Annotated in this window: 21 protein-coding genes and 2 pseudogenes; 9 read left to right on the top strand and 14 right to left on the bottom strand. The window is 63.3% G+C overall.

The window, feature by feature from the left end:
• Positions 1-184, bottom strand: a pseudogene (locus tag G4G93_RS25605) (IS21 family transposase); the annotation flags it as partial.
• A gap of 269 nt (positions 185-453) precedes the next feature.
• Between G4G93_RS25605 and G4G93_RS25610 the strand changes: the two are divergent.
• On the top strand, positions 454-936 hold the full coding sequence (locus tag G4G93_RS25610) for a hypothetical protein (RefSeq protein ID WP_048445582.1): 483 nt from the start codon (positions 454-456) through the stop codon (positions 934-936).
• A gap of 85 nt (positions 937-1,021) precedes the next feature.
• On the opposite strand, the gene G4G93_RS25615 is transcribed toward G4G93_RS25610, so the two are convergent.
• The 4 genes and pseudogenes from G4G93_RS25615 to G4G93_RS25630 form a co-directional block, all read right to left on the bottom strand.
• Complete coding sequence (locus tag G4G93_RS25615) at positions 1,022-1,456, bottom strand: TAXI family TRAP transporter solute-binding subunit (RefSeq protein ID WP_053080425.1); 435 nt, start codon at positions 1,454-1,456, stop codon at positions 1,022-1,024.
• Positions 1,457-1,482: 26 nt separating this feature from the next.
• Positions 1,483-1,659, bottom strand: a pseudogene (locus G4G93_RS36480) (methyl-accepting chemotaxis protein); the annotation flags it as partial.
• A 343-nt stretch (positions 1,660-2,002) separates the two neighbouring features.
• A complete protein-coding gene (locus G4G93_RS25625; RefSeq protein WP_048445581.1) occupies positions 2,003-2,539 on the bottom strand; it encodes a MucR family transcriptional regulator in 537 nt (178 codons plus the stop codon).
• A 217-nt stretch (positions 2,540-2,756) separates the two neighbouring features.
• Positions 2,757-3,857 (bottom strand): RHE_PE00001 family protein, encoded by a 1,101-nt coding sequence (locus G4G93_RS25630; RefSeq protein ID WP_048445580.1) that lies wholly within the window; start codon positions 3,855-3,857, stop codon positions 2,757-2,759.
• Between the two features lie 178 nt (positions 3,858-4,035).
• Here G4G93_RS25630 and G4G93_RS25635 point away from each other — a divergent pair, with 178 nt between their 5' ends.
• The gene (locus tag G4G93_RS25635) at positions 4,036-5,208 is read left to right on the top strand and encodes a site-specific integrase (RefSeq protein ID WP_048445579.1); all 1,173 of its coding nucleotides are present in this window, start codon (positions 4,036-4,038) and stop codon (positions 5,206-5,208) included.
• Between the two features lie 65 nt (positions 5,209-5,273).
• On the opposite strand, the gene G4G93_RS25640 is transcribed toward G4G93_RS25635, so the two are convergent.
• The 4 genes from G4G93_RS25640 to G4G93_RS25655 are packed head-to-tail and all read right to left on the bottom strand — an operon-like array spanning position 5,274 to position 9,273.
• Entirely contained in the window at positions 5,274-6,833 is a 1,560-nt protein-coding gene (locus G4G93_RS25640; protein WP_048445578.1) for an SAVED domain-containing protein, read from the bottom strand.
• 9 nt (positions 6,834-6,842) lie between these two features.
• Positions 6,843-7,784 (bottom strand): AAA family ATPase, encoded by a 942-nt coding sequence (locus tag G4G93_RS25645; protein WP_048445577.1) that lies wholly within the window; start codon positions 7,782-7,784, stop codon positions 6,843-6,845.
• Entirely contained in the window at positions 7,784-8,299 is a 516-nt protein-coding gene (locus G4G93_RS25650) for a hypothetical protein (RefSeq protein ID WP_048445589.1), read from the bottom strand. The genes G4G93_RS25645 and G4G93_RS25650 overlap by 1 nt, the downstream gene beginning before the upstream one ends.
• Positions 8,300-8,307: 8 nt before the next feature.
• Positions 8,308-9,273, bottom strand: coding sequence for a CBASS oligonucleotide cyclase (locus tag G4G93_RS25655; RefSeq protein WP_165088688.1), 966 nt, complete (start codon positions 9,271-9,273; stop codon positions 8,308-8,310).
• A 170-nt stretch (positions 9,274-9,443) separates the two neighbouring features.
• On the opposite strand from G4G93_RS25655, the gene G4G93_RS25660 reads away from it, so the two are divergent.
• The 4 genes from G4G93_RS25660 to G4G93_RS25675 are packed head-to-tail and all read left to right on the top strand — an operon-like array spanning position 9,444 to position 11,704.
• Positions 9,444-9,653 carry a transcriptional regulator gene (locus G4G93_RS25660; protein ID WP_048445576.1) on the top strand — a complete coding sequence of 70 codons (210 nt, stop codon included), beginning with the start codon at positions 9,444-9,446 and terminating at the stop codon, positions 9,651-9,653.
• Positions 9,653-10,270 (top strand): GNAT family N-acetyltransferase, encoded by a 618-nt coding sequence (locus tag G4G93_RS25665; protein WP_048445575.1) that lies wholly within the window; start codon positions 9,653-9,655, stop codon positions 10,268-10,270. Before G4G93_RS25660 ends, G4G93_RS25665 begins: the two co-directional genes overlap by 1 nt.
• Positions 10,271-10,304: 34 nt before the next feature.
• On the top strand, positions 10,305-10,775 hold the full coding sequence (locus G4G93_RS25670) for a helix-turn-helix transcriptional regulator (protein ID WP_083469295.1): 471 nt from the start codon (positions 10,305-10,307) through the stop codon (positions 10,773-10,775).
• Positions 10,772-11,704, top strand: a complete 933-nt coding sequence (locus G4G93_RS25675) for an ImmA/IrrE family metallo-endopeptidase (protein ID WP_165088690.1) — start codon at positions 10,772-10,774, stop codon at positions 11,702-11,704. The genes G4G93_RS25670 and G4G93_RS25675 overlap by 4 nt, the downstream gene beginning before the upstream one ends.
• On the opposite strand, the gene G4G93_RS25680 is transcribed toward G4G93_RS25675, so the two are convergent.
• The 4 genes from G4G93_RS25680 to G4G93_RS25695 form a co-directional block, all read right to left on the bottom strand.
• Positions 11,648-12,346 (bottom strand): GGDEF domain-containing protein, encoded by a 699-nt coding sequence (locus G4G93_RS25680; RefSeq protein ID WP_053080205.1) that lies wholly within the window; start codon positions 12,344-12,346, stop codon positions 11,648-11,650. The genes G4G93_RS25675 and G4G93_RS25680 overlap by 57 nt on opposite strands.
• A complete protein-coding gene (locus G4G93_RS25685; RefSeq protein ID WP_053080208.1) occupies positions 12,340-13,230 on the bottom strand; it encodes a cache domain-containing protein in 891 nt (296 codons plus the stop codon). The genes G4G93_RS25680 and G4G93_RS25685 overlap by 7 nt, the downstream gene beginning before the upstream one ends.
• A gap of 124 nt (positions 13,231-13,354) precedes the next feature.
• Complete coding sequence (locus G4G93_RS25690; RefSeq protein WP_048442862.1) at positions 13,355-13,810, bottom strand: hypothetical protein; 456 nt, start codon at positions 13,808-13,810, stop codon at positions 13,355-13,357.
• Positions 13,811-13,838: 28 nt separating this feature from the next.
• The gene (locus tag G4G93_RS25695) at positions 13,839-14,258 is read right to left on the bottom strand and encodes a hypothetical protein (protein WP_063838464.1); all 420 of its coding nucleotides are present in this window, start codon (positions 14,256-14,258) and stop codon (positions 13,839-13,841) included.
• Positions 14,259-14,444: 186 nt separating this feature from the next.
• On the opposite strand from G4G93_RS25695, the gene G4G93_RS25700 reads away from it, so the two are divergent.
• Together G4G93_RS25700 and G4G93_RS25705 are read left to right on the top strand one after the other, a co-directional pair.
• Entirely contained in the window at positions 14,445-14,690 is a 246-nt protein-coding gene (locus G4G93_RS25700) for a hypothetical protein (protein ID WP_048442898.1), read from the top strand.
• A gap of 198 nt (positions 14,691-14,888) precedes the next feature.
• The gene (locus G4G93_RS25705; protein ID WP_048442863.1) at positions 14,889-15,395 is read left to right on the top strand and encodes a MucR family transcriptional regulator; all 507 of its coding nucleotides are present in this window, start codon (positions 14,889-14,891) and stop codon (positions 15,393-15,395) included.
• 41 nt (positions 15,396-15,436) lie between these two features.
• On the opposite strand, the gene G4G93_RS25710 is transcribed toward G4G93_RS25705, so the two are convergent.
• Positions 15,437-15,748 (bottom strand): ArsR/SmtB family transcription factor, encoded by a 312-nt coding sequence (locus G4G93_RS25710; RefSeq protein ID WP_048442864.1) that lies wholly within the window; start codon positions 15,746-15,748, stop codon positions 15,437-15,439.
• A 115-nt stretch (positions 15,749-15,863) separates the two neighbouring features.
• Between G4G93_RS25710 and G4G93_RS25715 the strand changes: the two genes are divergently transcribed.
• Positions 15,864-16,331, top strand: coding sequence for a GyrI-like domain-containing protein (locus tag G4G93_RS25715; RefSeq protein WP_053080210.1), 468 nt, complete (start codon positions 15,864-15,866; stop codon positions 16,329-16,331).
• The last annotated feature ends 527 nt before the right edge of the window (positions 16,332-16,858 follow it).

Genomic DNA, 16,858 nt, shown 5'->3' on the forward strand with positions numbered 1-16,858 from the left:
GCCAGGGCCCGAGCTTGGGTGCAGGCTGGACGCTGCGGGTGTAGCGGAAGGCGGTTGCCTCCGAGCGGATCACCTTCCTGACGACCTTGCGGGAGAGCTTCAGCTCCCGGCAGATCTGCTTGATCGGCTTATGCTGCACGAAGTACGCGCGGCGGATCTTCGCGACCGTCTCCACGACCAACATCCTCCGCGAGCCTCCCGTTCCGAGTGCGGGAGGCAGTCTGGATGAAGTATCCTGGGGGGCCCGTTTGGACGCCGATCACCCCGGAAACGGGGTCCTTATTCCACGCCTAATCACATGGCAGCAGATGTACAGTGACGCTTCACCAGCCGCAGCGGTTTATATTTTACAGGTTATAAGCAGTTATCTAGAGGCTGTAATTTCAGCGGTCGTGCTCTAGATTGGTTCCCTATCGCCCAATATGATTTTGCTCTCAGTCACATAAGCTCTTGATGTCCCCACTGTCTGACCGTCAGCGCCTCGAACTCGCAATTCCGGCCTATCTCCTCTACATCCTGACCGCCGCACCGGGCGTGTTCATCCCGGCCAACCCGGATTTGGCAGCGAGAGCTGAAGCCGACATCGCTGCTTTGCGCGCCAACCTCCAAGCCGCTTGCTTCGAGCCCTTAGCTGACCTGCCCGCCAAGAAGCAGAATGCCCTTCTGCGCCGGGTCGAGCGCATCGGGAAGGGCGTGATCAATGGATGGACCAAGCGGTCAGCCCTCAGCGTCATGCTGACACTCTGGTACTTCCTGAAGGATCTCACCGATCGGGAGGTCCTGATCCTGTGGGAGGGCTCGGCCATGGAGCAGGCGACGAGCAAACTCCTGCCGATGTTTGCGCACGGCTTCGATGAGCAGAAGCGTGACAGCGCGGCCCAGATGCAGGCTCACCGGTTGCTCTCACAGCTGCAGGCCGAGGGGCTATACGGCTGAGCCTTATCGTGTGTGGTACGCGCTTTACCCATTAGAACGTTCGCAAGCCAACGCTGCTGGTCCATGCGACGGAGCGAAGGTTCGGTCACCTGATAGGTGCTTTGATTGCTGCTTCCGTCAAGTACCGCCTGACCCCAGGATGGATGAACTCAGCGCGCGGCGCGGCGACCCAGGTGTTTGCTGCTGTCGTCTCACGCCCGGACGGAACACGTCTGGCCATGTCCGCCTCGCCTTCGTGCAGGGCGCGAGCCATCGCATAGGCGACCCTCTCGGGCATGTCACTGCGGCCCAGCACGACCGACCAGCTCCCGACCGAGTGGATCGGCTCCGTCTGGCCGCTGTAGGTTCCAGCCGGAACGGTCAGTCGCTTCAGGAACGGTACCTTGCTGACGATGGCTGCGCTCTCCGCTTCGTTCGGCACGACGAAACGTGCGCCTGTCGCGCTCCTCGCGAGATCCTCGAAGGCGGGCCAGCCGATCCCACCTCCCCACAGTGCTGCGGCCCTGCCGTCAGCGAGCATTGCCAGCGCCTCATCGTCCCGTGGTGGATCGTGCCGATCGCGTCTACCGCCTGCTGGATCGCCCCTTGTGTCGCGCCAATTTGCTGGCGGATCTGATCGGTCGCCTTGCTGGTCTGCTCGGCGAGCTGCTTGACCTCCTGCGTCACCACGGCGAAGCCGCGCCCGGCCTCGCCCGCGCGTGCCGCCTCAATCGTGGCGTTCACTCGAGAGCGAGCAGAAGTGCCATATCGGGCAGCATGTTGCGGCGCACAACCCCAAAAACCGCGTTATTAGCCAAAATGGCAACAACGTCGCGAAAGCGTGAACTGCTCCAGGTGACTTGCCTGTGCCGCCAAACAGGATTTCAGAACCGTTTCTGACGCTCAGTCGTATGACCGGGGAACTGGCTAGGTCGGCGCTGTCTCGATCCATGAGCGGATGATGTCTTCTGCGGCGAGGTAGATGCCGATGAGAGCTACTGCGACACCTACCGCAACGAGGAGCACACCCGAGAGCGACAGCGTGCGTCGGGCACGCTGTCGTCGCCACGGGTTTGCCGGATCCACGTCACTCGGCCGCGTTGGCTTCAGCCTTCTTCGGCCGGCCGCGACGTACAGGCTTGGCATCTAACGGGGCGGTAACGACGGGATCGGGTTTGGCCCGCTTCTCAGCCGCCTTCTTGGCTGCAGCCCGATCGCGCCGGAGCTGGCCAAGGCCGAGGCTCTTGGCGAGCTCGGAGCGCTTGGCGGCGTAGTTCGCGGCGACCATCGGGTAGTCGCGGGGCAGACCGTATTTCTGCCGGTACTCGTCGGGGGTCAGGGCATTCGAGGTCAGGTGCCGCTTGAGCGACTTGTAAGGCTTGCCATCGATGAAGCTGGTGATGGTGTCCGGAGTGACGGACTTGCGGATCTGGGCTGGCGTGACCTTGTGGTCCTCGATCGGGGTTGCGGCGGGTTGGCCGAGGCTGCTCATCGAGGCGTAAACGGAAGCGATCAGGTTCGGGAGTTCGGCGACGGGAACGTTGTTCTTGCTCACATAGGCCGACACGATATCAACCGCGAGGTTGATGAATTCAGGCTCTTGGGCTTGAGTCTCGTCCGACACGTCAGTTCTTCCTGATACGAGGATCCATCCAGATCCGAACACGAAAAGCTCTATGAAGGTTCACGTGCGTCAAGCAAGTGCCTGCCAGCGGCCAATCCCCAACTATCGACGGAATAGGCCGGCTCATCAGCAATCTGGCGCACGCAGTCACCATCTTGCAGAAACCATTTTTGAGCTCAGCGCTCTCACGATTTCAGACCCACTGAGCGCGAGCAGCTTACAAGATCCCCCAAGCCCGGAAGCGTTCTCGGCCGGTGAACTCGCGCAGGCCGAGCTCGGCCACGAGGATCTGGGCGGCGCGCGGGGTGACACCCAGCTCGTCCGCGATGATGGTGGCCGAGACCAGGGGCCGGGCGAGAACGAGCTCGATGAGGCGGGGCAGGCTGGAACTCCCCCTTCTCCCCCGCACCTTGAGCAGCAGCCCCTCGCGCGCGAGCATCCAGCGGTCGTGATCCCTCATGCCCTGCTCGGCACCCACGGCGACGGCACCGAGGACCGCGAGCCAGCGGGTCAGCGGATCGCGCACGAGCCAGCGGTCGCGGGGCACGCGGCGCAGGGCGCTGGCGAGCGCGGGCAGATGGTGTCGGGCCTTGTCACGGGCGCGCAGGAGGTCGGCGGCGAGCAGGGGTCCGAGCCAGGCGCGGTGCTGGAGCGGCTCAAGGACGGTCCAGGCATCGACCGCGATGGTGGCGGCGAGGACCGGCGGCAAGGTCCGAGTATCGGCGACGGCCTGGCGCCAGGCGGCGAGGCGGTCGCTCTCGCCCCAGGCCGGATCGTAGACGAGCGGCGACTTCTTCCTCGCCGGGCCGGTGTCAGCGAGAAGGCGACTGGAGCGGGCGATCAGGGCGTCGATGCCGGCGAGCTCGGCTGAGAAAGCATCGTTGAGCTCCTCGAGATCCCCCTCCCCGTCCGCACCGTCGATCGGCGGCGCGGCTGGCACTGGGACCGCGTCCTGATCGCCTGCCGCATCCGGATCCTCACACAGGGCGGCAAGGCCGGCGGGGCTGGTGGCCCAGCCAGGGTCGGAGGCGGCGATGCGGCGGCGGGTGCGCAGGACAGTGTGGGCGCGGGTGAGCTCCTGCGAGGGGGCGTGCCGGTCGCGACCGGCGTCGTGGAGGACGAGGTCTTCGAGGAGGACGAGGTCGCCCTGGAGGGCGAGGCTGGCGCAGGCGTCGGCGAAGTCGGCGCGGGCACACCAGCCGTGGCGGAGGGGGCCGGTGGCGAGGCGCTGGTCGAGGCGAGCGAGGGCATCCTCGGCGGCGGCGAGCGGCGTGGCGAGGGTGGGCCAGGGGAGCGGCTCGATCAGGCGGTAAACCATTGTCTTTCATGTATCAGCGCGCCGTCACGGAAGCGACAAGGTCGTTCGCTTCGCGCACCTGGATGGGCGCGCGATCGGTGTTCTGACCATTGATAATGTCCCCTTATCGATGGTGATGGACGAGGGAGCGGAAATCGGTTTGGATGCGGCTGGGCCCCTTCTCCAGCACCCATCCGCGATGTCCGATCCCATCCCTGCCCGCCTCCCAGATCGCACCCTCGCCCGGGAATGCGATCTCGATGCCCTCGCCGGTCTCCTGCCGTTTGATGCTCGCGAGCGCCTCGCCCTCCTCCTCACCGACGAGGATGCCGCCACCCTCAAACACCTGGCCCGCTCCGGCATGGGCGCCAACACCCTTCGGGCCCTCGCCTCCGACCTCGGCTACCTCGAGGCCTGGTGCTTGGCTGCCATCGGCCATCCCCTGCCCTGGCCGGCGACCGAGGCCCTGGCGCTGAAGTTTGTCGCTCATCACCTCTGGGATCCGGCCGAGCGCGAGAGCGATCCCCGCCACGGCATGCCCAGCGCCGTCGAGGATGACCTGCGGGCCCGCGGCCTGCTCCGGGTCGCCGGTCCGCACGCGGTCTCGACCGTGCGCCGGCGCCTCGCCCACTGGTCGACCTTGCACCGCTTCCGCGGCGTCGAAGGACCGTTCAAAGCGCCGCGCCTGCGTACCGCCCTCTCGCTTGCCGTCCGTGCCAACCGGCGACCCCGCACCCGCAAGAGCGCACGGGCGGTCACCGCCGCGGTCATCGAAAAACTGCTAGCCACCTGTCTCTACGAGCACCGCCTGGTCGACGTGCGCGATCGTGCGCTGCTGCTGGTCGCCTTCGCCTCAGGAGGTCGACGTCGGGCCGAGGTCGCGGGCTTGCGGGTCGAGGACCTCGTGCGCGATGCACCCGTGCCGCTCGATCCTGCCGATCCAGACAGTGCGAAGGTGTCGAAGATTACGATCCGGCTCGGCCGCACCAAGACCACGACGGCCGAGGACGATGCCCGCGTGGTGGTGATCGGGCGTGCCGCAACGGCTCTGCTCGATTGGCTGGCGCTCGCGAAGATCGAGAGTGGGGCGGTATTCCGGCGCATCGACCGCTGGGGCCGCGTCGGATCGGCGGCGCTCGATCCGCAGAGCGTGAACGCGATCCTGAAGGCGCGCTGCGCCCGGGCCGGACTCGACCCCGTGCTGTTCTCGGCGCACGGATTGCGCTCAGGCTTCATGACCGAGGCTGGAAAGCAGGGCGTGCCGCTGCCCGAGGCAATGCAACTGTCGCAGCACCGCTCGGTGCAGCAGGCGGCACGCTACTACAACGAGGCCGAGATCGACAAAGGCAAGGCCGTCCGGCTGATCGGATGAGGTGAGCAACAACATGGGTCCGGGACCCCACTTCGAAGTCGATCCATAACGCGACCTTAACCAGCTCACGTAGGCTGGCGTGGCGTCCTGTCGGCTGCGGATGCCGCGACTGTGGGGAGGGTCAGGGCCGGGGCATAGGAACGATCTCGCCCACCCTCGAAATCGAACTCATAGAGTGTCACCCTCCCGATCACGGGCTGGCGCTGCCCGAGGAAGAAGGTGAAGCCGTTCGGAGCCGCGATGAAGAGATGCAGTCTGGTCGCCGGATCGGGACCTCGCTTCTCACGGATCAGGCGTGTGGCCGCCTCGGCAAGCTCAAAGGCGTGCCGGCCACATGCGACCGATGTCGCTCCGATCACTCCGGCGGGTCGCAAGGACAGAAGCCGTCCCACAGCCGGATGGGCTCGCAGAAGGTAGCGCTCGACGTCAGCGACGACGTCGTGTGTAAGGCTGATAGCGACCGCCAAATCGGGGCCACCTGACCCGATCTCGACGATTTCGCCGCCTAGGGTTGGCCAGCTTGGATCGGTAGGCGCATCTTCAGCCGACCATACCTGGCGCCCGGTTGTCCGCTGCTCCAGCTCGACGATCCGGCCGGATTTGATGTTGAGGACGGAGCCTGCGGCAAATGCCAGGGTAATGTGGGCATCAAGGGCGAGACGGAGCCGAAGCTCGGCTTTCGCAGCCGACAGCAGAAATGTCTTCAAGGACGGATAGAGGGTGTCAGCCCAGTCCGTTTCGCTGCGGATGTAGCGCTCATCGAAGGCTGGAACGAGATCGAGCACGTGCAGGCAGCGTTCCTCCAGGCGGTCCATCGAGTGCTCGAATGACTTCACGCCATAAACGCGCGGTCGACCTTCTCCATGCCCAATGAGTCCCTCGCGGGTGCAGATCGCATGGAAGCTGGTGCAGTCGAACTCTAATCGACCCTGTGCCATCCATTGGAACACGAGGTCATCGTAGGGAAAGACGCTCTGGTTCCACGGCACTCGCCACAACCCGACGTATGCGAATAGCATGTCGAGGTCGTCACGTAATCCATCTAGGCTATCGTTTGCCTCGCCAAAGGCGAGCGTTCGAGCGAGGACGCGCAATTCGTCCTCATCGATGGCGAGGTGCTCGCGCCATGTCTTACGGACCGATCCGGCTCGACTCTTGTCGGTGACCGAGCCATAGAGCCGATCTAGGCGAATGGCACCTGAACGGTTACCGATCATCTCACGTAAGGGATCCGCCCGATCGAGTCGCCAATTGGTCAGGAGCTTGAAGCGGACGCCGAGGCCGTCAGGAGCGTAGGCGACTTGCGCCTCCCGGGCGCGCTGCAGCAGGGAGCGCGCGTTGGCGTTGATGAACTCGGGATCGACCAGTTGGGCGTAGCCGTAGCTGTCGGGTGCAACGTGCCACTTACATTGGATGTGCTCGCGGCGAAGCGGCTCGCCATATTGGTCTTGGGCGCTTCTCGAGGGATCGTACTCCACCCAAATGTCATCGAAGCTTTTCGGTCCTTGCTCGAAACCAACCTTGACGATTGGACTAACCGGATCGAGGAGACGCGCTGCGTAGCGCCAGAACAAGCGCGCCTGAAAGGTATCACCATCGCGACGAACGGTAACGGCCTGGGTCATGATTGCAGCTCAGGCGACGGTGTCGCGGAACGGAGGCGTGGGCGCCAGGGATCGAGCTATCTCGACGGCTCGGGCACCATCAACCGCTCGCGAGGGATAGGCGTCGAGAACGATGGATGGCAGGAGTCGCTGAGTCAGATCCGAGAAGGTGAAGCCGTAATCGCGGCTGCTACGCTGCGGTCCAGTGGCTGCAACCAGAGCGTCGATGTGCTGGCGCTCCAAACCTAGTGCTTCAAGCCGAGACGAAAGCAGGAAGCGCCGCTGCTCGTCGTTCGGGCGGGTGAAGCTCATCAACTCGGCCGCTCGACGCCGAACCGCCGGGTCGAGCGCGCTTAAGCGATTGGTGCACATGATGACCGCTGCGGGAAGCTTACCGTTGGCGAGGCGGTCGATCCCGCGAATGAAGGCGTTGACGCCGGCCCGGTCCTCATGATGCATCTGGGCGGCCTCGCGCGACTGGGCCAGCGCGTCGGCTTCGTCGACAAGAAGGATGACGCCTCCACGCGCGCGGCCAGAGGCCGACTTCAACCGGGCCGCTTCGGAGACGGTGTGGTCGAAGGCAGCCGACAGCAGCTGGGTCATCTCTCCGACGCGACCCTGTCCGCGCGTCGAAAGGCTCAGGGGGAGCAGCGTGATCTCGATCCCTTCCTGGCGCGCAACGGCGTCGCCGATCGTCTCCGCCAACTCGGTCTTGCCTGAACCGACATCACCAGCCAGAACCACGAGAGGGGGCCGGCGCAGGACGATGTCGAGCAGAGCATCGGCCTTGGGATGATGGCGCTTCGCCCATGCCTCCAAACCTGCCGGGTTGATCAGAAGACCCAATATTTTGGTCAGGCGCGTCTTGTACTCGTCGAGCCCGACCAAGCGTGCGAGCCGACCCTGCGGCTCAAAATCGGGGTAGGTGATGCGTCGCTCGAACAGATCGTCGATGGAAGGGCTGGCGTTCATCAGTAGCTCCGGACGCTGGCACGGTTGAGGGCGCGACCGCCCGAGGAATAGGTTCGATCGTCGGACAGGTAGCCGGTGATCCCAGGTTCAGGGGCACCGCTGCGCTGGAAGGGCAGCTGCGTCTTGAACGCATCCTTGGCCGCGTGGGTGAGCTGTTCCCATGCCAGGCTGTAGGTCAGATAGCTGTAGAAGGTGGCGCCACTCACATCGGCGTTGGCGCGCACACGCCCGGGATCGTCATCGTTGGCGGAACCGCCGGCGAGGTCGCGCGCGGTGTAGCGCAGCGTCGGCTCAATCCAGTTCCCATTGCGACGGAACCCATAGGTGACCGTGCCGAGATAGCCAGCCTTCAAAAACTCCGTCACTTCTGCTTCATAGTCTGCGATCTCAGCGTCCGAGGGGGAGCCGTAAAAGCGCTGCATGCGCTTCAAGTCAGTTGCGACCTTGGCTGCCATGTGGCGGGCATGGGTAATGGTGAAGGTCGCGCTTTCGGAAAAGCTATAGCTATAGGACATGACTACCATCAGGCCTGAAACGACGATCCAAAGACCTTCTGCCAGTAGGCGACGGTCAACTGCTTCGTGGGAGCGGCAAGGGCCGCGTCGATGGCGTCGCCAGCATCGTACGCCGCCTCTGTGATTGCGTCCGCGTTGGCTGCGGTGTAGAGTCGGGCAACGTTGTTTGCTGAGTTAACCGGATCGATAATCTGCACTTCGTCGAAGAGGGTGCCGACTGTCAAGGGATTATAGTAGTCGGAGAACACGATCCGTTCTCGCACTTCGCTCTTCGCCAGATAGGTAAAGAAATTCTGGAGCGCCTCGGGATAGTCCGCAAAGTTCAAGCCATCGTCACAGAGCTTGGCAAGGACCATCTCGATCATGAACGACTTAAAACGAAAGCCGTCATGCTCTGCCTTCATGCGACGGGCCCAGAATTTTACCAGCCGAACGACTTGCGCGAAATGTTTCTCTTGAGCTTTCTTACGCTTGGCCGCGAAGGCGATGTGGAGCGGAATGCTTGTCTTCAAGAAAGATCCATCGTCCTGGCTGACGAGGTTGCCGTACCAGTTAGGATCTCCGCTATAGAGGATCGGCACCACGTCGACGTCGAGACCGCTACCTCGAAACGAAACCGTCACTGAGTAGGTTTGCGGTTTCACCTGATCGGGACTGAAGTTGGGAAAGGCTTTGCGAAGCCGCGCTGCCAAATAGTCAAGGAGTTCCTGAACATCGGATGGCGCATCGGCACCACTGATGTAGCAGGCGACATCAATATCATTAAGCGATCGAAGCGCTGTCCCTTTGGCAAGACTGCCGGACAACAGCATCTTTTTAAGCGTGAAATCCGGGTGCTCGCGAAGATAACCCTCCAATTTCTCGCGAAGCCGGTTCGCCTGCGCCCGGTACTCATCGGCCTTCTCTTTGGGTAAGTTTACCCTGTCCTGCGCGAATGCGGCGATCTCGCCGTGTCCAACGTGCTGTCGTCCCATGCTCTGTCTCTCCACGCCGAGGACCAAATCGCCTCGGGTCGACAGGACCAGCGGCGCCGACTGTGGAGATAATAGCCATAAAATAGCTATTCAAGTGGTGATTTTTAGCTATCTCTCGTTGACAGATCGGGGACGGTCCGCTATATGCCCAACGACCGACGGAGGATGAGATGACGAAGCGCACGATGACGCTGAACCTCACCGACGCCGAGATGCGCGTGCTCGATGATCTGTCGGCGCGCAAGGATCTCACCAAGACCGCCGTGCTCCGGCAGGCCTTGCGCCTGTATCAAACGGTCGAAGCTCGGGTTGAGAAGGGCGACAAGCTCTTGTTCGAGAACGAGGCGACCAAGGAAAAGGCGGAGCTGATGTTCCTGTAATGGCCGACGTTTCGACCATCTACCTTCTCGACGTCGCAACCGGTGACAGCGTTGAGGGCGAGTTGCGCGATGCTATCGAGCAAGCGCAGCTCGATGACTGGTACACGAAGTGGCAGCCGGAACTATTCGCAGTGCTGCAGGAGCTCTCCCGAACGGGTGTGCCGCCCACTCAATGGCCACAAAGCTGGCACTGGAATTGGAAGCAGAAGGCTGCTCAAGTACAAGGGATGCTGGCGTTCAAAGGGTTCAGTGTCGTTGCGCAGGGCGTGACGCAGGGACTGGCACAGATCGATCTGACGAAATCGACCCGCGATCCCAGAGAGTCTGGAAAGCCGCTGGTCTATCTCGATTATCTCGAGGCAGCTCCGTGGAACCGACCTGAACTGGGCTCAAAGCCACGGCTACGCGGGGTGGGAACAGCACTGATCACCGCTGCTGTTGCACAGAACGTGGACGAGGGCTTCAAGGGGCGCATCGGCCTGCATTCCTTGCCTCAAGCCGATGACTTTTATCGGCGTTGCGGCATGACGGATTTCGGCCAGGACCCATCGTACCAGAATTTGAGGTATTTCGAGATGACCGCCGCGCAGGCTCGCGCGTTCCTCGACGAGGAGTAAGGCCATGAGGTTGGAGCGCAGTAAGGAGTGGTGGATGGCTCGGGTGCGCCGCGAAGGTGACGCCGCCGTCAGCGCCGGCCTGCTTGCGCTCGATCCGGCGCCAGAAGCGCGCCCATCGAGCGCTCAGGCAGGTGCGAGTGACGAGTCGCGCATCGCCTTTGGCAAGTTCGTGCATCTCATGCGCCGCCATCGCGGCTTCTCGATGGAGCAGTTGGCGGAGGCGGCCGAACTTGAGGCGAGCGAATTGCTCGTTATCGAGGCCGACGTTCACTATGTGCCAGAGCCACGAACAGTCTTCAGGCTTGCTCAGACATTCGACGTATCGCAACGCAGATTGATGCAGTTGGCGGGGTTGTCCGCAGCGAACGATGCTGGCTTTCGTGAAGAAGCCGTACGATTTGCCGCCCGGTCAGAGGCGGTAGAGAAGCTGACACCGGACGAGAGCTCAGCCTTGGAGGCATTCGTCGCCGTGCTGAGCGAGCAGGAGTTGAAACGGGTGAAGTGAGAAACGTCAATCTTGGGAAGCGAACGGTCGCCGACATCGACGGGCAGGTTGCTAAGGTTCTACGGGGTCTTGGAAGCCCCGAGCCGCCGATCAACCTGCACATCGTTCGGGACCTGCTGAAACTCGACCGGGGCTACTACAGCACCACAGACGACAGCCTTCTCAAGGAGATGTTCTCGCGCTTGAAGGTCGGTGGCAAGCAGGTGCTGATGCGCCCTACGCTGCTGGCCGACGCAGTTCGAACGCTGAGCCTGAAGGCACTCTATCTACCCGACCAGAAGCGCATCCTGCTCGATCGGAGCCTCCCCCCTCTGAAGCATCGGTGGAACGAGGCACACGAAATCGGGCACGACCTAATCCCATGGCACGCAGGCATGATGCTCGGGGATACCGAGCAGACACTGACCCCAGCCTGCCACGAGATCATGGAGGCCGAGGCGAACTACGCTGCGGGCCGAATACTCTTCCTAGGCGATCGCTTTCGCGCCGAGGCCGAGGCGTCCACTCCGAGCCTTGAACTCGTTCGGACGCTGAGCAAAGGGTTCGGCAACACAATGACCTCGACCCTTTGGCGCTTCGCCGAGCAGGGTCATGGCGGTCGGCCTATGGTCGCGCTGGTGACAGGTCACCCTCACCCCACCAAGCGAAAAGTAGACTTCGATCCAGCTCGCCCATGCCGCTACTGCATCGAGTCTCCGCCATTCCGCGAGCGCTTCGCTAACTTGACTGAGTTGGACTTATTTCAGGTTATCGTTGGCTATTGTGGTGCTCAAACTGGAGGAAGCCTCGGTCAGGCTGAAGTTGCTTTGCGAGATTGCAACGGTGAACCGCATGTATTCGCGTTCGAAACCTTCTTTAATCGATACGAAGCCCTAACGTTGGGCTTTTGGCTTCGACCTCAGCCGACTGTCGCTCCGCGCCGAGCATGATCTGTCGGTAATGCCGCCACTCTGACCGAGCTGCGCTATCACGCGATTGCGGCCCCGTCGCTTGGCCTCGTAAAGCGCGGCATCTGCCGCCGCGAAACACTCCGTCTGCGTCACGCCCGAACCCAGCGTGAGGCAGGCCACGCCGATGCTCACGGTTATGAACCCGCCTTCCTGACCGCTGTGCGGGATCTGAGTGCGGGCAACCGCTTGGCGGATGTGTTCGGCCCGGAACGCCACCTCGCGACCGGCCGGCCCCAGCAACAGGACACCGAACTCCTCGCCGCCGATCCGGCAAGCCACCTCGTCAGGTCCGCTCACCTGCCGCTTGAGACAGCGCGCGATGGTCCGCAGCACCTCGTCGCCGGCAAGATGGCCGTAGGTGTCATTGTAGCGCTTGAACTGATCTGCATCGATCAGCAGCAGCGACAGGTTCTCGCCGGTACGCTCTGCCTGGCGCTGCAACCCGTCGAACACGGCATCGAAGTGGCGCCGGTTCGGCAGGCCGGTGAGGCCGTCGGTCGCCGCGAGTTCGGCAAGCGCCTTGTTCGCATCGAGCGCAGCGCGCTCGGCCTGGGCCCGCCGTTCGAGCTCACGCTGCAGCAGCAGGGTGAGGCTGGTAAGGCCTAGGCACAGGATCAGCACAACGGCCTGATGCCAATCGCCTTCGGTCGCCAGATCGCTCGGATTGCCGCCACGGAGACGTTCACGTTGATGATGAGCGGCCGCAAGCCGACGTGGCTGAAGGTGTAGAACCGCTCGATGTTGTCCAACTTCGCCGTGGCGACGAACTGCCCAGCATCGTGCTCCAGGTAGTGGTGGAAATGCGCTGATCCAGCGATGTTGCGTCCTATAGTTTTCTGGTCGGAGGGGTTGCGGGCAAGCATCACACCATCGGTACGGAACAGCGCGACGCTGCTGCCCTGATCGATGCTGAGACGCCGCAGCAGCCCGTCGAGGTAGGAGACGTCCATCGCGCCGACGACCACACCCGCGAACGTCCCATCCGCGTAGGCCAAACGGCGGCTGAACGGGATAACCAGCCGGCCACCCTTCTGGGTACGGGTGGGCTCGCCGATGTAGAGGCCGACATCCGGCCGCTCTTTGTGCACCCGAAAGAAGTCGCGGTCCTCGAGTTGCAGGCGTCGCGGCACCTGCGAGCCCGAGTCCATGAACACGCTGCCCTGGGCATCTACCGCGAGGATCGAGCCGAGGCCGTTCGCAGTCGAGGAGCGGTCGAACAGGATGAGGTGACGCAGATCGGGCGCGACCCCCTCGATCTTCGGGTTCTGCAGGCCCTCGACCACCGCCTGCAGGGAGAGGTCGTAGAGCTCGATGTTGCGGTCGATCGCGCTCTCGGTGATCTCGAGCAGGTTCTGCGAGGTCCGGGAGACCTGGTCCCAGGCGCTTTGGCGCATCTGCAGCACCATCACGGTCGTGATGGTGCCGAGGGCGAGCGTGGCGACGACGCTCAGAGCTGCGAGCTTTCGCCGGGTGAGATGCTGCAAGGAATAGAAATGGCCGCGCATCGGTGCTCCGCGCACGAGTGGATGCGCCCCTGCTCTAGCGCTATCTAGCATCGCCAATGCTTAAGATGCGGTTGTCTTTATCTCTACTATTTACAGCGCTTTGCAGGCATGGACACGGGGTGCTTCAGGCGCTCTGCATCCCGAACAGGTCGAGCTGCTGAGTGCTCGGCAAGCGCCGCGGCCGCCCGCGCGGCTTTGGGAGAGGTCTGAGCTGAGGCAGCTCCTGGCGCGGCTTTCCGTGCAGCACGGCTCCGACGATCCGACAGCCGTCACCATAATGGAGGAGGTACAGGCTGTGGGTGCCGGCCCGCAGGATCTCCTGGCACAGCGGCTCGCTGGTCGGCAGGCGTGCCAAGGCCGCGAGGAGGCAGGACAACCCTGCCGCAGCAATATCCATGGCGCGGAACTCGATCTCGCGCATCCCCCAGCGTTGGCGAGCAGCGCCGGCGGTTGTCGACGGGAACGGGTTGGCGGCGAACGCCGTCATCTCGTCACCGATGAATGCCGCCAGCCGGTCGCGCTCGGCGATGTGACTGGCCGTTAAAAGGGCACCGGCAAGCTGGCGCTTGTTCACGGGCATTGTCTCGTTGGCTCTCACTGCGTCCCGATCATGCGACCAGGATGTCGCTGAGATCGGCATCTCGGGTTCGGCTCGGCCATGCGAGATCCCGCTCCTCGGCCATTATCGACGGGTGCACTGACGAGGTCAGCTCGATGGTCGTGGTCCAGAGCCGCCAGGGAGCAGGCACCGGCAGGAGCTCCGCCTCGTCCAACAGAAGTTGAGCTTGCCCGCCCCGCTCTGCCATCAGCCGGAACGGGTGCTCCGCGGCAAGTCCAATCAGCACGACGGTCACGACATTGCGGCCGGGCTGCAGCCAGGGTGTTACATCGTAGCTGAAGCCGTCCTCAGAGGGGTCGAGGCCCTCGACCGCCGCTTGCGTGACCGCGTAAGTGTTCAGACTGACCACAGCGCGGCACCCTGCGCCCGACAACGTCAGGCGCAGCCGCTCTCCCGCTCGTACTTGCATGGTTGGCCTCGCTCCAAGCGTAGCAGTGGCTGCTTCGCGGGTTTTCCACAATGGGAACGGGCCGTGAACGACAATGAAGCGTTAACCATGTGGCGGCGACGCCTGCAGCGACCGGATCACGGGCCCACTGGCTCGCAGCAGCGGACCGCGATGAGGTGGGGCAGGCCCCATCAATGGGAGATCCTGATGCCCTATACGCTCGTGCGTCTCGCCTCCGGGAGCTATGACGTCGACCTGGATGGCAGCATCGTCGCCAGCCTGGTGCTCGAGCCCAGGCGAGGCCGCTCACCCTTGAGGTGGCACGTCGAGTTGCTTGAAGCGACCCCGCGTGCGAAGCGGCCGGCCCCGTTCACGGATCAGACCCATACGTTTCTGAGCTTTGAGGAGGCCGTGAGCTGGCTCGGCGTGAAGGAAGTTACGTTGAGTGAATAAGGATGCTCAACCGCAACGGCGCCGTAATCGAGGCGCACCGAACCCGCAGATCGGCACGAAGCCTGCAAAATTTGCCGACTGACAGTGCCGCGAGCGTGCTGATCGACATTCGATTTAATCGCAATGTGCATCGCTTACGATATTGACGCTGTTCAAGATCTCTGATCCCAATCGGGCTTCTCGAGCGGGAGAAGGCAAATGAGCGAAACCGACATCCCCGCGGTGGATCCAGTCGAGCGCACCAGTGACATCATCTCGGCCTACGTGGCTCACAACGTGGTTCAGCCCTCAGCCCTGCCCGAGTTGATTGCGTCGGTGCATGCTGCCCTGCAGAGCCTCAACAACCCGACTCCTGCCGAGCCCGAAAAGCCGACGCCGCCAATTCCCATTCGCAGGACAGTGACGCCGGACCACATCATCTCGCTGGAGGACGGCAAGCCGTACAAGACGCTCAAGCGTCACCTCTCCGGGCGAGGCCTCACCCCAGAGCAGTACCGCGAGAAATGGGGCTTGCCTCGCGACTACCCGATGGTAGCGGCTAACTACGCCAGCCAGCGATCCGTGCTCGCGAAGAACTCTGGGCTCGGCCAGCACAGGGCGGGTCGTTCCGCTCTCAGCAAGGCTGCCGCGCCTGACGCGAAGGTCACTGACAAGGCGGCGAGCCGTGGGCGGTCACGCAGGACGAAGGCGCCGGTCGAGGCTTAATCGTCTGCATCGCGACGGGCTGAATGCCTGAAGGGGTACGATCAGAAGTCTGGATCGGGAGTGGATCCCGCTGCGCTGAGCGCTTCGGCCCACCTCTCGTCAAGCCAAGCGTGGATGGCGCTGATCCCGCGATGATCGAGCTGGTAGATCCGGCGTGTTCCCTCTGCGGTCTCGATCACCAGACCAGCCTCTTTGAGGATGCGCAGGTGCTGGGAGACGGCGGGCCGAGTGACCGCCATAGTGTTGGCGAGCTCGCCGACAGGGCTGGGACCGCGTGCGAGACGCTCGAAGATCTGCCGCCGAGTCGGATCGCCGAGCGCTGCGATCGCGAGAGAGGCCTGTGTGTTAGCCATGGCTTACTGTAAGCCGTGGCTAACCCAATGGCTATAACCTGATCATCGCGGTGCCGGGCGCTCGTTGTTCCTTGCAGCTTCATGAACGGGCCATAAGCGAGCCTGGGAGAATAGGATGGCAGATCGGGTGCTGGACGGCATGAGCGCGCCGGAGATCGTGTTGGTCTCCCCGAGCATCTGCGCCGTCGAATGGGCAGAGGTGGCCTTCGCCGCCATCCCGCAGTTCCAGCGCGAGGCTCGCGCGCGTGTCAATGCGGCGCTCGCGGCTCAGGGCGTCGTGAAGGTTGGCCCTGAGGTGACGTTCTCCCTCTCGCCCTCCGGCGGCCACATTCGCATCGCTGCGGGTTCGACCATTGCCGGAGGCTTCAAGGCCGTCGGCGGCGTGACCGTGCAGGAGATCCCCGCTGGTCGTGCGGCGCACCTGCGCCTGGAAGGGTCCTATGCGCTGCTCCCCGACGCCTGGCGAGCGCTGGCAGCCTGGGTCGTGGAAGACGACCATGAACCCGCTGGCCTGAGCTGGGAGACATACGGCGACCCGTCTGTGCCGGTCACCAATCTCTACACGTTGCTCACGGCGCGCTGACGATGGCGGGTAACTGAGGCTGCCGAGAGATCACGCCTGCTTGGGGGTTGCGATCGCGAGCAGCGAGGGTCGGAAGCACCTCCCGCTACGACCTTCCTTCTCCCGAACAACCAGCTTTCAGCATGATATAACCTGCATCTAGCGTGCGGCAGAACCATCTTGCTTGACGCACATAGCCGTCCGGGCAAATGCTTCGCGCAAAGAAAAGGGCCGCCCTAGCGAGCGGCCCGAAGTCTAGGGAGGAAACGCCCAAAGAGGGCTGCACGACCGCGACCTCGTCGCGGCCGTGCATCTGCGTTCTACGCTGCACTGCAGCATCTGCCAAGCGCAAATCTGCGACACAGTCCGGTGCCGGATGCACGTTTTGTGTGCTTGCAGGCGTTCCTGCGATCCAGCCTGCTGGGTAGAGCGCGAGCGCGGCAGTTCACGAATTTTCCCTCTGCTCACGCTCCGCCAACTGTCGGCAGCGCAGTTGCGCCTGTCGCCTCAGTGCGTCTGCGAAGGTGAAATCGGCCACAAGGCCGCGA

Source organism: Methylobacterium sp. DB0501 (genome assembly GCF_011043735.1).
GTDB classification, from domain to species: domain Bacteria; phylum Pseudomonadota; class Alphaproteobacteria; order Rhizobiales; family Beijerinckiaceae; genus Methylobacterium; species Methylobacterium alsaeris.